This is a genomic window from Brevundimonas kwangchunensis, assembly GCF_039523815.1.
In the GTDB taxonomy this organism is placed as follows: domain Bacteria; phylum Pseudomonadota; class Alphaproteobacteria; order Caulobacterales; family Caulobacteraceae; genus Brevundimonas; species Brevundimonas kwangchunensis.
The window spans coordinates 600,858-613,577 of sequence record NZ_BAAAGA010000001.1 but is presented as its reverse complement, the minus strand read 5'-3'; the positions used below and the strand labels follow the sequence as shown (position 1 = coordinate 613,577).

The window sequence follows — 12,720 nt, the reverse complement described above, 5'->3', positions numbered from 1 at the left end:
CCTGATAGGGTCTGCCCGCCCGGTGGTCCGGGCGTCCGGAGCCGCCGTCCCATGAAGTCCCGCCTGATCCTCACCGTCGCCGCCTCGGCGCTGCTTCTCGGCCTGCCGGCCGCCGCGCCCGCGCTGGCCCAGACCGCCCCGGCCGCCGCTGCGCAGGGGATCACCGTTCCGCCGCTGGGCTTCCAGGAGCGGACCCTGCCGAACGGCTTGAAGATCTACACGGCGCGCGACACCTCGACCTCGAACGTGACCGTGCAGGTCTGGTACCGCGTCGGCTCCAAGGACGATCCGGAGGATCGCTCGGGCTTCGCGCACCTGTTCGAACACCTGATGTTCAAGGCGACGCAGAACTTCCCGGACGAGACCTTCGACCGTCTGACCGAGGACGTGGGCGGCAACAACAATGCCTTCACCTCGGACGATGTGACGGCCTATCACGAGACGGTTCCGGCCAATCATCTCCAGCGTCTGATCTTCGCCGAGGCCGACCGTCTGGGCTCGCTGGTCGTCAACGAGTCGGTGTTCGAGAGCGAGCGCGACGTCGTTAAGGAGGAGTACCGGCAGGGCGTGCTGGCCAGCCCCTACGGCCGCCTGTTCAGCGTCTTCGTGCCTGAGACGATCTATCAGGAGCATCCCTATCGCCGCACGACCATCGGTTCGATCGAGAACCTGGACGCCGCGACCATCGAGGACGTGCGCCGTTTCCACGCCACCTACTATCGCCCGGACAACGCCTATCTGATCGTGGCGGGCAATTTCGATCAGGCCCAGCTGGACGGCTGGATCGACCAGTATTTCGGCCCGCTGACCAATCCGGACCGCCCGCTGCCGGTCAACGACGTGCGCGAGCCCGAGCCGACCGGGCCGCGCGAGGCGACCTATTACGCCCCGAACGTGCCGTTGCCGGCGGTGGTGCTGGCCTGGCCGGCCGTGCGCTATGACAATCCGGACCGCGCGGCCCTGACCGTGCTGGACGGCATCCTGTCGACCGGCGAGAGCTCGCGCCTGTATCGCTCGCTGGTCTACGATCAGAAGATCGCCACCCAGGCCAGCTCGAGCCTGGACGCCAGCCAGCAGGCCGGCGCGGTTCTGACCTACGCCATCATGGCCGAGGGTGAGACGCCCGAAGCCGGTCTCGCCTCGCTGCGCGCCGAGGCTGCCCGCCTGCGCGATGCGCCGGTCACCGAAGCCGAACTGACCGAGGCGAAAAACGAGCTGGTCGCCGCCGCCCTGCGCGATCGCGAGACCATCGAGGACCGCGCCAGCGCCCTGGGCTGGTCGCTGATCAACACCGGCGGCGCGGCCTCGGCCGACAACGAGGTCGCGGCGCTGCAGGCGGTGACCATCGCCGATATCCAGCGTGTCGCCCGCCGCTATCTGACCGACGAGCGCAGCATCGCGATCCGCTATCTGAAGGCGGACGACGCCAACCCGGTCTCGGCGCAGAACGTCGACGTAGACGCCCCGGTGAAGGTCGCCGACCTGGCGCCGGTCGGCCGCGTGTTCGAACTGCTGCCCGAGGCGCAGCGGACGCCGATCCCGGAGGCCGGCGCGCCGGTCGAGGTCGCCACCCCGGCGGTCGAGACCTTCACCCTGTCGAACGGCCTGAACGTCTATGTCGCGCGCAAGCCGGGCATGCCGCTGGTGTCGGCGCGTCTGGGCCTGATCGCCGGCTCGGCCGACGACGGCGACAAGACAGGCCTGTCGGTGCTGACCGCCGGCCTTCTGACCCAGGGCGCCGCCGGTCGCTCGGCGCCGCAGATCGCCGCCGAGATCGAACAGCTGGGCGCCCAGATCGGCGCCTCGTCGGGCACGGATTTCTCGAACGTCGTTGTCAATGCGCCGTCGGACGTCTTCTCGCGCGCCATGAGCCTGATGGCCGATCTGGTTCGCCGTCCGGACTTCGCCGCCGAGGAAGTCGAGCGCCAGCGCGACCAGTCGCTGGACGGCCTGCGCGTCTCGCTCAGCTCGCCCGGTCCGGTCGCCGCCATGGCCGCCGGCCGCGTGGTCTATGGCGACGCCGCCTATGGCGCGCCGGGCAGCGGCACCCTGACCTCCCTGCCGGGCCTGACCCGCGAGGACGTCGTGGCCTTCCACGCCTCGCGCTATCGCCCCGAGACCGCGCGCCTGGTCTTCTCGGGCGACATCACGGTCGAGCAGGCCCGCGCCCTGGCCGAGCAGGCCTTCGGCGACTGGCGCGCCACGGGGCCGGCTCCGGCGCCGCGCGTGAATCCGGCCGGTGAGGCCGTGGCCCCGCGCGTGGTGGTCATCGACCAGCCGGGCGCCGGTCAGGCCGCCGTCTATGTCGCCATGCGCAGCATCGCCCGCAGCAACGAGGACTTCTTCCCCCTGACGCTGGGCAACACCCTGCTGGGCGGCAGCTTCACCTCGCGTCTGAACCAGGAAATCCGCATCAAGCGCGGCCTGAGCTACGGCACGCGCTCGAACCTGGGCGTGCGTCAGGACATGGGCGCCTTCATCGCCTCGGCCCAGACCCGCAACGACGCCGCCGCCGAGGTGGCCGAGCTGGTGCTGGCCGAGCTCTCGCGCCTGTCGGACACCCAGCCGACCGCGAGCGAGATGACCACCCGTCAGGCCATCCTGTCCGGCGGCTTCGGCAGCGGTCTGGAGACGGTGGACGGACTGGCCAGCACGGTCGCGGGCCTGGCCCTCTACGACCTGCCGATGAGCGATCTGGCGGCCTATGTCGGCCGGGTCGAGGCCATCACGCCGGATCAGGTCCAGTCGGCCTTCGCCGAACACCTGCCGGCGGCCAACGCCAGCCTGGTGATCGTCGGCGACTCCGCCCAGTTCATCGACGCGATCCGGGCGAAACACCCGAACGTCGAGGTGATCCCGCTGTCGGATCTGGACCTCGACTCGGCGGCGCTGCGATAGGCGAAATCGGCCCGGTTGGACGCAATCCAGCCGGGCCCGGATTTCGGCTTAGTGTCAGGCCGACAGGCAGACCACCTGCGCGACCCGGAGTTCGCGACGCAGGTCGTCGGCGACGAGGCCGTAGTTGTCGACGGTGATGATGCGGCCGGCCAGCGGCTCGTCGGCCTTCTGGATGCCGCGGATGGCCGGGGCGAAGGTTTCGGGCGCGGTGGTGTAGATACGGCCGCGTCGGGGGCTCTCGGCGATGGTCACGCCGATGGCGCGGCCCTGACGATCCAGCACGGGCGCGCCGGACAGGCCCGCGAGGGTGCCGCCTAGTCGCGCGGTGCGTCCGACCTCGGCCCAGGCCAGCACCGGCTCCTCACGTGCGCCGCGGCCGCGCACCTTCAGCGTCTCGCGACCCAGCAGACGCGAGGTCACCTCGCCCGCCCGCGCCTGCGGATAGCCGGGATGGAAGGCGCGCTGACCCTCGCGCAGGTCATCGGAGCTGACGGGAATGGCCGACGGCCCGCCAGCGGTCAGCAGGACCGCGATATCGGCTCGCGGCGCCAGCCGCACGTCGGCCGCCACGGCGCGTCCGCCGCCGACCATGATCGCCGGCTTGCGGCAGCCTTCGACGACGTGCCGGGCGGTGACCCAGGTCCCTTCGCGGGCGATGGAGAAGGCGGTGCCGGAACTCGGCTGGAAGGGGATGTCCGGCGCATGGACCGTCACGGCCGGGTCGAAAGGCGTCACCGGCCCCAACAGGGCGCCCTCCATGGGATCGGGCGGCGGCGGCGCGGGCGGCGCGTCGGCGTTCTCACGACGGTTCAGTGAAGCCACGAGAAGCGCACCCAGCACGGCCGAGTAGATCAGCCAGTCGGGCGGACGAAAGCCCATGCCGTCAGCCCGTCAGGGCCGCGGCGAGGATCAGCGCCGTCGACAGCTTGGCGCCGACCAGCAGGACGGCGGCGGAGACCTCGCCTTCCTTGATCCGCTGCGGCAGACCGGTCAGCAGGATGTCGACGATCCGGAAGGCCAGCAGCTGCAGCACCACGGTGGCGAAGCCCCACAGGGTGATGTCCTTGATCGAGGTCGAGACGCTGAGGCTGACCGCCAGCGGAATGGCCAGACCGACCAGCACCCCGGCGAAGGCCACGGCCGCGGCCGAGTTGCCCTCGCGGATCAGGGCGATCTCCTTCCACGGCGTGAACAGGGCGTAGATCACGGCCCCGGCGATCATCAGCGCCAGGGTGATGCCCAGATGGGCCATGGTCGTGGGGAAGCCGGTCGCGAAGGCCTGCACCTCGGCGCTTTCAAGCACGCGGGAAAGGGACGACGAGTCCATGGGGCTCCGGGGATCCGATACCACCGAGGATTGCCCGCTTTCCGCCCCAATCCGCAAGCGTCCCGGCGCCACAGTTGGTGAGCAATTGTTTCTGGATCAGTCCGGCGCGCGTTTCCGCCGGATGGCCGCGCTCTCGTTCTTCAGCGGTTTGGCCACCGGACAGACCTCCTGAACATAGCTGTTCAGGGTGTTGGTCAGGTTCTCCGGCGCCAGGCTGTAGTGGACGTACTGGCCCTTCTTCTCGCTGGTCACGAGGCCGGCGTTCTCCAGCACGGTCAGATGCTGGGAGACGGCGGGCTTTGAGATCTCGAAACGCGCCGCGATCTCGCCCGCCGTCAGGTCGGTGTGGGCGAGGTAGGCGAGGATCTTTCGCCGGATGGGGCTGGAGAGGGCTTCGAAGACGCGTTGCATGGTGCGACATTTAAGTGATTTGCGAACCACTTGCCAGTCTGGGATTTAAGAGATTAAGTGATGTCTTAAATACTAATCAGTGATGGAGGGCGGCGATGAAACGAGTGTGGAGCGGCGTAAGGGTCATGCTGATCCTGATGGCGACCGGACTGGCGGCTGCGACCGGCTTCCTGCTGTTCATGCTCATCGGCGGGTTCTGGGGGCTGTTGCTCGGCGTCTTCGCCTTCCCGTTCTGGATGCTGGGCGCGATGCTGGGGGCGGCGCCGGTCTGGCGGTTCATGCATGTGCGGGGGATGAGGAGCCGGCAGGACTTTATCCTGTCCGGCGGGCTGGTCTCCGGGATCGCCGCTCCGCTTGCGGCGCACCTGCCGCTGGCCATCGCGTCCGGGAGGGCGATCAATCTGTCGGACGTCTGGACCCCGACGACGTTCGTGATCGCGGCGGGGCCGGGACTTCTGGCCGGCTACATCCTGTGGAAGCTGGCCTACGGAAACCGGGCCCGGGGAGGGGTCGATGTCGCACACGCATGACGACCCCTGCGCGGTGAACAGCCTGATCGAGACGCCGGGATGCAGTCCGGTGGAGGGGCGGGTGCGATGGGATCCGGTTCATTCGCTGTGGAACGGATCGATGATGGCGGCGACGCTGATGCTCGCGCCTCTGACGGCAAGCTGGGGCGCGATGGCGATCTTCGTGGTCGGGACGGGCGGCGCCCTGTTGCTGGGCCACTCGGTCGGTTTCCACCGCCGGCTGATCCACGGCAGCTTCAAATGCCCGCTCTGGCTGGAGCATATGCTGGTCTGGATCGGCACGGCCGTGGGCATGAGCGGGCCGTTCTGGGTGATCCGGACCCACGACCTGCGCGACTGGGCCCAGCGGCGGTCCGACTGTCACGACTATCTGGCGCACCGGCGGCCCATGCTGATCGACGCCATCTGGCAGATGCATTGCCGGCTGGAGCTGGATCGCCCGCCGGCCTTCGACCTGGGCAAGGTCGGGCGCGACCGGTTCTACCGGTTCCTCGAACGGACATGGATGCTGCAGCAGCTGCCGATCGCCGGCGTCCTGTATCTGATGGGCGGCTGGGGTTTCGTGGTCTGGGGCGTCTGCGCGCGGATCACTGCCTCGGTCACCGGCCACTGGTTCGTCGGCCATCTGGCGCACCGGCGCGGGCCGCAGACCTGGCTGGTGAAGGAGGCGGGGGTGCAGGCGCACGATGTGCCGTGGGCGGCGATCCCGACCATGGGCGAGGCCTGGCACAACAACCATCACGCCTTCCCCGGCTCGGCGCGGATCGGCCTCTATCCCGGCCAGAGCGACTGGGGCTTCCGGTTCATCCAGCTGCTGGAGCGGCTCGGACTGGCGTGGGACGTGCGGACGCCGGAGGGTATGGGGGAGCGGCGGACGGCATTGCAGGAGGCGGGATGATGAAGCCGTCGTTCAGCGCGACAATGCTTGCTGCGGCAGCGGCGACGGGCATTTCGGTCGCCACGCTGCTTCCCGTTCTTCTGACGTGTCTCGCCGTTGTTCAGCCCCAAGGCATGCGCGTCGCGTCCGTTGGCGAGGCGATATTCATGGGAGCCATAATTCTAATCATGACGCCGTTCATTTCGATCTGCTTCTTCTTCGGCGCGATTAGCGCGGGTCCGCTAACCTACTTCGGGGCGAAGGCTCTCCGCCTCGCCAACGACGGGGTCGCTATGCTGACGGCTGGCTTGGCGAGCGCATTGGCGGCAGGTCTTCTGCATGAACCGATGACAGACCGTGGCGACGCAGTGATCGTGCTGGCGGTCGGAATCTCAGGCGCGGTGGGAGGTCTGGTCTTCCGACGCACGCTGGATGCCGGCCTTAAGCCGCCGCCTGCTCCGCCTTCCGCAACGCCGACGCCCTGACCTTCTCGCTCTCCGACTTCAGCTGGCCGCAGGCGGCTAGGATGTCGCGGCCGCGGGGGGTGCGGATGGGCGAGGCGTAGCCTGCCTTGTTCAGGATGGCGGCGAAGCGTTCGATCGTCTTCCAGTCCGAGCACTGGTAGTCGGTGCCGGGCCAGGGGTTGAACGGGATCAGGTTCACCTTGGCCGGGATGCCCTCGATCAGCTTCAGCAGGGCGCGGGCCTCTTCCGGGCTGTCGTTGACGCCCTTCAGCATCACATACTCGAAGGTCACGCGACGCGCGTTGGACAGGCCGGGATAGGCGCGGATGGCGGCCATCAGCTGGTCCAGAGGATACTTCTTGTTCAGCGGCACCAGCACGTCGCGCAGGGCGTCGTTGGTGGCGTGCAGGCTGATGGCCAGCATGGCGGCCGTGCGGTCGCCCAGCGCCTGGAGTTGCGGCACCACGCCGGAGGTCGAGACCGTGATCCGGCGACGCGACAGGGCGATGCCCTCGTTGTCCGAGATGATGTCGATGGCGTCGGAGACGTGGTCGAGATTGTAGAGCGGCTCGCCCATGCCCATGAACACGATGTTCGACAGGCGGCGGTCTTCCTTGGGCGACGGCCATTCGCCGAGATCGTCGCGGGCGACCTGGACCTGGGCCACGATCTCGGCCGTGGTCAGGTTGCGGACCAGCTTCTGGGTGCCGGTGTGGCAGAAGGTGCAGTTGAGCGTGCAGCCGACCTGGGATGAGACGCACAGGGCGCCGGCGCGGCCGACATCGGGGATGTAGACCGCCTCGACCTCGATGCCCGGCGCGGTGCGGATCAGCCATTTGCGGGTGCCGTCCTTGGACACCTGACGCTCGACGATCTCGGGACGGGCGAGGGTGAAATGCTCGGCCAGCCTGGCCTGCATGTCCCTGGCGACATTGCTCATCAGGGCGAAGTCGGTGACGCCGTAGTGGTGGATCCAGCCCCAGATCTGGCTGGCGCGCATCTTCGCCTTGGCCGGATCGCAGACGCCCGCGTCGATCAGCGCCTGCCGCAGGCCCTCACGCGTCAGACCGGACAGGTTGACGGGGGCGGCAGGCTTGTCGGCGGTCGTGCGCGAAAGGTCGAGCGTGAGGCTCAAGGCTGTGATCCTGAATGACGGGAAGCCGGCCTTATACCACAGATCGCGCTGGATTTAAGGCGGGCCGCCGAACGTCAGTCCGCCTCATCCTCGATGTGATGGATCTGGTCGTCGTCGAGGCCGAAGTGGTGGCCGATCTCGTGGATGAGGACGTGGGCGATGATCTCGCTGAGACCCACGTCGCCGCGCTCGCACCATTCGTCGAGGATCGGGCGGCGGTACAGGAAGATGCGCGAGGGGTCGGCGGCCGGACCCATGCTGTCGCGCAGGCCGATGTCGACGCCGTGATACAGGCCCGTCAGCTCGAACGGGTCTTCCATGCCGAACCCGGCCAGCACTTCATCGTCGGCGAAGTCGTCGACGCGGATAACCACGTCGCCCGCCAGCGAGCGGAATGGATCGGGCAGGGCGTCGAAGGCCTCGCGCGCCAGTCGGGCGAAGTCGTCGAGCGAGGGGGCGAGCTGGTCTTTCCACATGGGGGTTAGGGATTAGGGATTGGGGATTGGGTTGGGAAGTCGCCGGCGCCGCGACCTATGCCCGCGACAGTGCGTCCCGCCTCCCAATCCCTCTTCCCCAATCCCTAATCCCTAGCCCCCCGCCCCCCATCAGGTATGGTTACCGAATCGGAGCGCGGGAGCTGTCAGCGGATATGGCCGAGGCCGACATCGCCTATGTCGCGACCGCGGGGGCGGCGGGACTGGCCCTGGCGCTCAGCGCCTGGGCGGCGCGGATGCGCGCGAAGCTGGCTGTCCGCAACACGGCGCTGGAGGCTGCGCTGGCCGCCGCCGATGTGGACCGGGCCGAACGGGATGGCGCGCTGGCGGCCTTCGAGGATGTGCGACTGGCGCTGACACCGGGCGGGCGCACCGTCCGGCTGGGCGCGCCGGCGACGTGGGATGCAATCGTACGTGATCTGACCAGTCATGACGCGCCGGCAGGCGATCCGGGTCTTGTGGTGCTGGACGCCGTGCGCGGCGTCGCCGGGCCGCGCCTCGATGCGCTGATGGACCGGGGCGAGAGTTTCGACGCCGTGCTGGAAGGCGCGGGCGGGGCGTGGACGGTCGAGGGCCGGTCCTCCGCCGGCGCCGCCTGGCTGCGTCTGTCGCGGCTGGGTCTGGTGGGCACGGCGGCGGAGAGCGGACTGGGCCTGCTGGCCGACGCCTGGCCGGCGCCGACCTGGGTGACCGATTCCGCAGGTCGTCTTGCCTGGGCCAACCGCGCCTGGCTGGCCGAAATGAAGGTCGAGAGCGTCGAGGTCGCCCGCGAGAAGGGGCTCAGCTTCGACCGCGGCGCGGACGCCATCGTCGCCGAGGCCGGACGGCTGCATCAGCCGCAGGAGGGCTTCCGCTGGACCACCGGCGGCGGGCGTCGCCGCGCGTGGCGGATCGTGGCCGAGCCGGCCCCGGGCGGCGCGGGCGCGGTGTTGGCCTTCGCCCTGGACATGACCGAGGCCGAGGAGACGCGGGACACCCTGCGCCGCCACGTCGAGGCCCACGACGAGACGCTGAACCATCTGGCCGACGCGGTCGCCATCTTCGGTCCGTCCAAACGGCTGGCCTTCCACAACACCGCCTTCCAGACCCTGTTCAGCATCGACCCGGCCTGGCTTGACGAGCGGCCGACTCATGCCGAGCTGCTGGACAAGCTGCGCCAGCGCCGCCTGCTGCCCGAGGTGATCGACTATGCCGGCTGGAAGGCGAAGGAGCTGGACTTCTACGGCTCCACCCATGCCTCGCCGGATGACAGCTGGTCCCTGCCCGATGGCCGGACCCTGCGCGTCGTGCGCCAGCCGCACCCGCTGGGCGGCATGCTGTTGCTGCTGTCGGATATCACCGACGAACTGAAGCTCCGCAGCCGGTTCAACGCCCAGCTGCAGGTGCAGATGGCGACGCTGGACAAGCTGAACGATGCGGTTGCGGTGTTCGGTTCGGATGGACGCATCCGCCTGCACAACGAGGCGTTCGAGGCCTTCTGGGGTGTCAGCGGCGACCAGCTGCGCGCGGCCGGAGACTTCGACGCCATCTCGGCCCTGTGTCAGGCCACCCTGCCGGATCCCAGCCTGTGGCTGGGCCTGAAGGCGCGGGTCGCCGATCCGGACCCGGAAAGCCGTGTGCCGATCTCCGGCGAGGGCCGAACCGCCGATGGTCGTATCGCCTCGTGGCAGACGCGTCCGCTGCCGGACGGCGCAACCTTGGTCGCCTTCTCCGACGTGACCGCGCGGCGCGAGCTGGAGCAGGCGCTGGCCGCCAAGGCGGCGGCGCTGGAGGAGAGCACGGCGCTGAAGCGCGAGTTCGTGGGCAGCGTGTCCTATGAGCTGCGGACGCCGCTGACGACCATCGTCGGCTACTCCGAACTGCTGGAGATCCAGGGCGACCTGCCCGAGCGCAGCCGCCAGCACGCCGGCGCCATCCGCATCGCCGCCAGCCAGCTGGCCAGCTCGATCGACGACGTGCTGGACATGGCCCAGATCGACGCCGGCGAGATGGAACTGACGCTGGGCGACGTGCGCGTCTGCGATCTTCTGGACACCGCGGCGGACAAGGTCCGTGCACGGATCGAGGGGCGCGGTGCGACCCTGACGGTCACCTGCCCGACCAACCTCAAACCCATCCGCGCCGACGCCCAGCGCGTCGGCCAGATGCTGGATCATCTGCTGGACAACGCCACCCGCGCGGTGGCCGAGGAGGGTGTGGTGACCCTGACGGCCGAGGCCGGTCCGGCCGAGGTGCGCATCCGGGTCGAGGACACCGGGCGCGGCATCCCCTACCACCTGCAGGCCCACGTCTTCGACCGGTTCGTCCGGCGCGAGCGCGGCGGGCCGGGCGTCGGCCTGGCCTTGGTCAAGGCGCTGGTCGAGCTGCACGGCGGCTGGGCCGAGGTCGAGAGCGAGCCCGGCAAGGGCGCCGCCTTCATCCTGCACCTGCCGCTGGAAGCCGAGAGCGCCGCCGCCCCGCCGGAACTCAGGCTGGGTTGACGCTCCCGGCCTCCGGAATCAGTTCACGAACAGCGGCGGCGCCTGGATCGAGGTCGGCAGGGCAGTCGTCTCGATCACCGCGCCGTTCGACGACCGGATTTCGACGGTCCCCCCGGTTCCGTTCTGGCTGAACCGGACGATGGCTCTGCGACCGTCCGCCAGGCTGATGTCGACACCGGACTGGCCGGCGGCGTTGGAGGCGACGGCGCCCGCCACGGAGCCGTCCAGGCCGATGACGTGCAGGAATTCGGTGGTCGAGTCGAAGCCGCGGCCGACGACGTCGAGGCGCGCAGCGGTGTCGTCGGCGAAGAAGTCGGCGCTGTTTGCGTTTCGCCAGAGGGTGACCGAGGAGTCGGCGGCCGCAGGCAGGATCCGGGTCATATCGAACCGGTTGGACCCACGGACCAGAGTGACCGTATCGCCACTGATCGTCGGCGCGCTCGGGAAGTTCATCGTAAAGATGCGCTGGATGCCGGCGTTCTGGGCTTGCGTTCGATCATAGACCACGAACGTCGAGGGCTTGATGAACACGAACTCACGCTCGGATTTCAGGATGCCTGCCGATGCAGCGTACATCGGCGTGATCCGCGCCATGGCGTAGGCCCAGTTTGTTGTGTTCGCCAGCCCTCCCATGTTGCAGGAACCCGATCGGCGAGGTTCGAGATGGGTCGTCCCGAGCTGGAAGCGGACCGAGTTGTGGTAGCGCTGCTCCTGCAGGATGCCCGAATGACCGTCGATATTGGCGTCATAGGCCATCCAGCTGCCCTTGAAGAGCACGAAGCTGCCCTGGTCGTTGTGGGCGTGGCTCTCGTCGATCGGGCCGCAGATGAAGTTGGCGTAGGCCGAGGTGGTGGTCCAGTCGTTGCGCATCGAGTAGCTGCCCGTGCCGCTGGCCCAGTAGGCGGTCGAAAGGGAGTTCAGCGGTCGCGCGGCGATCGGGGTAACGTCGTAGAGCAGATCGAAGACCTTCTGCGGATGGTATCCCATCTCCCGGATCGACACCTGGCCGAGCATGGTCTTCGCCACGCCCGACAGTCGTTCGCCGGGGTTCAGACTCATCAGCTCCAGCAGGTAGGTGCGGTGATAGTCGAAGAAGAGCGCCTCCGAGTCCCGCGAGTGGTCGCCGGTCGGCAGGATCCGGTCGCCCGTCGGCACGATCGCATGAAGCATCCATGCCATCGACGCCAGCGAGTGCGGCGTCCGGTTCGCCAGCGGCTCCTCCGTCGATCGTTGCCACCAGTCGTAGGTGCGCCACAGGTTCATCAGGGCGGTCCCGTACCCGGTGCCCTCTCGCGACCCGCCACCAACCAGCTGGTTGTTGAAGTGCGGCAGCATCTGGTTTTCGACCTTCTCGATGCGGAACTTCTCCAGCCACTGAGGCGCCATGTCGTTCTCGCCATAGGTGGCGAGACCCAGCATCATCGTCGCATCGATAAACGAGTAGTAATAATTGTTGCCCGGGTTGTTGATCGACCAGCCTGACCAGGTGGCGCTCCGGTTACCCCAGCGCGCCTGGGTCGGGTTCCAGACATTGAAAACCGCCTGGTTGCCCCAGTTCTTCCAGCGCTCGCGCTGGGCTGGCGTCATGTGGCTGCGACACCAGTCGTAGACCATCATGGCGCTGCCGAGGATTTCGGAGATGTACAGATAGCTGTTCGCGGCGATCTGCGGGTTGGTGTTCTCCAGGATCCGGGTTTCTTCTTCCCGCACGAAGGCATCGGTCCGGGCGACGGCGACGCTGCAATAGTTCGACGTCGCCGGTGATCCGCTGGCCTGTGCCATGAACGCCAGAAGCCACGGGTTCATGCCGGACATGTTGGGGTTGTTCACATAGGCGTCGGCGACCGCCTTGAAGCGTGTTGCGGAGGTCGTGTTCCGGGCCACGCGATCCCGCACGCCGGCCATCGTGGCGCTGTCTGACACCAGAATCCGCGGCGTTCCCAACGGCTGAATACGCGCGCCTCCGGGCGGCGGCGGCGGCGGAGGAGGAGGTGGCGGGGGCGGAGGCGGTGGTGGTGGTGGTGGGGGAGGCGGCGGCGGCGGAGGAGGCGGAGGCGGAGGCGGAGGGGGTGGAGGCGCCATCGGCGCAGGTGGAGGCGGCGGT

At 68.6% G+C, this 12,720-nt stretch carries 11 protein-coding genes; 5 read left to right on the top strand and 6 right to left on the bottom strand.

All coding sequences use genetic code 11. From position 1 onward, the window contains the following. Nucleotides 1-51 precede the first annotated feature (51 nt). Entirely contained in the window at nt 52-2,898 is a 2,847-nt protein-coding gene (locus tag ABDZ95_RS02985) for a M16 family metallopeptidase (RefSeq protein ID WP_343790143.1), read from the top strand. Between the two features lie 54 nt (nt 2,899-2,952). Here ABDZ95_RS02985 and ABDZ95_RS02980 read toward each other — a convergent pair whose 3' ends face one another. The 3 genes from ABDZ95_RS02980 to ABDZ95_RS02970 all read right to left on the bottom strand — a co-directional run bounded on the left by ABDZ95_RS02980 (nt 2,953) and on the right by ABDZ95_RS02970 (nt 4,636). Next, nucleotides 2,953-3,777 (bottom strand): S1 family peptidase, encoded by an 825-nt coding sequence (locus tag ABDZ95_RS02980; RefSeq protein WP_343790140.1) that lies wholly within the window; start codon nt 3,775-3,777, stop codon nt 2,953-2,955. Between the two features lie 4 nt (nt 3,778-3,781). Further along, a complete protein-coding gene (locus ABDZ95_RS02975) occupies nt 3,782-4,225 on the bottom strand; it encodes a DUF350 domain-containing protein (RefSeq protein WP_343790138.1) in 444 nt (147 codons plus the stop codon). 96 nt (nt 4,226-4,321) lie between these two features. Continuing rightward, nucleotides 4,322-4,636 (bottom strand): metalloregulator ArsR/SmtB family transcription factor, encoded by a 315-nt coding sequence (locus ABDZ95_RS02970; protein ID WP_343790136.1) that lies wholly within the window; start codon nt 4,634-4,636, stop codon nt 4,322-4,324. Between the two features lie 95 nt (nt 4,637-4,731). Here ABDZ95_RS02970 and ABDZ95_RS02965 point away from each other — a divergent pair, with 95 nt between their 5' ends. Genes ABDZ95_RS02965 through ABDZ95_RS02955 form a run of 3 tightly spaced genes read left to right on the top strand, consistent with a single transcriptional unit; the run spans nt 4,732 to nt 6,528 of the window. Further along, nucleotides 4,732-5,166, top strand: a complete 435-nt coding sequence (locus ABDZ95_RS02965) for a hypothetical protein (protein WP_343790133.1) — start codon at nt 4,732-4,734, stop codon at nt 5,164-5,166. Beyond that, nucleotides 5,150-6,064 carry an acyl-CoA desaturase gene (locus ABDZ95_RS02960; protein WP_343790130.1) on the top strand — a complete coding sequence of 305 codons (915 nt, stop codon included), beginning with the start codon at nt 5,150-5,152 and terminating at the stop codon, nt 6,062-6,064. Before ABDZ95_RS02965 ends, ABDZ95_RS02960 begins: the two co-directional genes overlap by 17 nt. Continuing rightward, complete coding sequence (locus ABDZ95_RS02955) at nt 6,064-6,528, top strand: hypothetical protein (protein ID WP_343790127.1); 465 nt, start codon at nt 6,064-6,066, stop codon at nt 6,526-6,528. The genes ABDZ95_RS02960 and ABDZ95_RS02955 overlap by 1 nt, the downstream gene beginning before the upstream one ends. Here ABDZ95_RS02955 and rlmN read toward each other — a convergent pair. Next, the gene (gene rlmN, locus ABDZ95_RS02950) at nt 6,485-7,642 is read right to left on the bottom strand and encodes a dual-specificity RNA methyltransferase RlmN (RefSeq protein ID WP_343790124.1); all 1,158 of its coding nucleotides are present in this window, start codon (nt 7,640-7,642) and stop codon (nt 6,485-6,487) included. The two genes, ABDZ95_RS02955 and rlmN, sit on opposite strands and share 44 nt — an antisense overlap. Before the next feature lie 74 nt (nt 7,643-7,716). Beyond that, nucleotides 7,717-8,118, bottom strand: coding sequence for a metallopeptidase family protein (locus tag ABDZ95_RS02945; RefSeq protein WP_343790121.1), 402 nt, complete (start codon nt 8,116-8,118; stop codon nt 7,717-7,719). A gap of 173 nt (nt 8,119-8,291) precedes the next feature. Here ABDZ95_RS02945 and ABDZ95_RS02940 point away from each other — a divergent pair, with 173 nt between their 5' ends. Next, entirely contained in the window at nt 8,292-10,616 is a 2,325-nt protein-coding gene (locus tag ABDZ95_RS02940; RefSeq protein ID WP_343790118.1) for a sensor histidine kinase, read from the top strand. A gap of 18 nt (nt 10,617-10,634) precedes the next feature. Here the strand turns inward: ABDZ95_RS02940 and ABDZ95_RS02935 are convergent, their stop codons facing one another. Next, nucleotides 10,635-12,539: a hypothetical protein gene (locus ABDZ95_RS02935; protein ID WP_343790115.1), complete on the bottom strand. Its 1,905-nt coding sequence runs from the start codon at nt 12,537-12,539 to the stop codon at nt 10,635-10,637. Nucleotides 12,540-12,720: the final 181 nt, after the last annotated feature.

Excerpts from the sequence above, each read along its gene's own strand:
- ABDZ95_RS02985 (WP_343790143.1), top strand. The coding sequence starts at position 52 with ATGAAGTCCCGCCTGATCCTCACCGTCGCCGCCTCGGCGCTGCTTCTC.
- ABDZ95_RS02980 (WP_343790140.1), bottom strand. The coding sequence starts at position 3,777 with ATGGGCTTTCGTCCGCCCGACTGGCTGATCTACTCGGCCGTGCTGGGT.
- ABDZ95_RS02975 (WP_343790138.1), bottom strand. The coding sequence starts at position 4,225 with ATGGACTCGTCGTCCCTTTCCCGCGTGCTTGAAAGCGCCGAGGTGCAG.
- ABDZ95_RS02970 (WP_343790136.1), bottom strand. The coding sequence starts at position 4,636 with ATGCAACGCGTCTTCGAAGCCCTCTCCAGCCCCATCCGGCGAAAGATC.
- ABDZ95_RS02965 (WP_343790133.1), top strand. The coding sequence starts at position 4,732 with ATGAAACGAGTGTGGAGCGGCGTAAGGGTCATGCTGATCCTGATGGCG.
- ABDZ95_RS02960 (WP_343790130.1), top strand. The coding sequence starts at position 5,150 with ATGTCGCACACGCATGACGACCCCTGCGCGGTGAACAGCCTGATCGAG.
- ABDZ95_RS02955 (WP_343790127.1), top strand. The coding sequence starts at position 6,064 with ATGAAGCCGTCGTTCAGCGCGACAATGCTTGCTGCGGCAGCGGCGACG.
- ABDZ95_RS02945 (WP_343790121.1), bottom strand. The coding sequence starts at position 8,118 with ATGTGGAAAGACCAGCTCGCCCCCTCGCTCGACGACTTCGCCCGACTG.
- ABDZ95_RS02940 (WP_343790118.1), top strand. The coding sequence starts at position 8,292 with ATGGCCGAGGCCGACATCGCCTATGTCGCGACCGCGGGGGCGGCGGGA.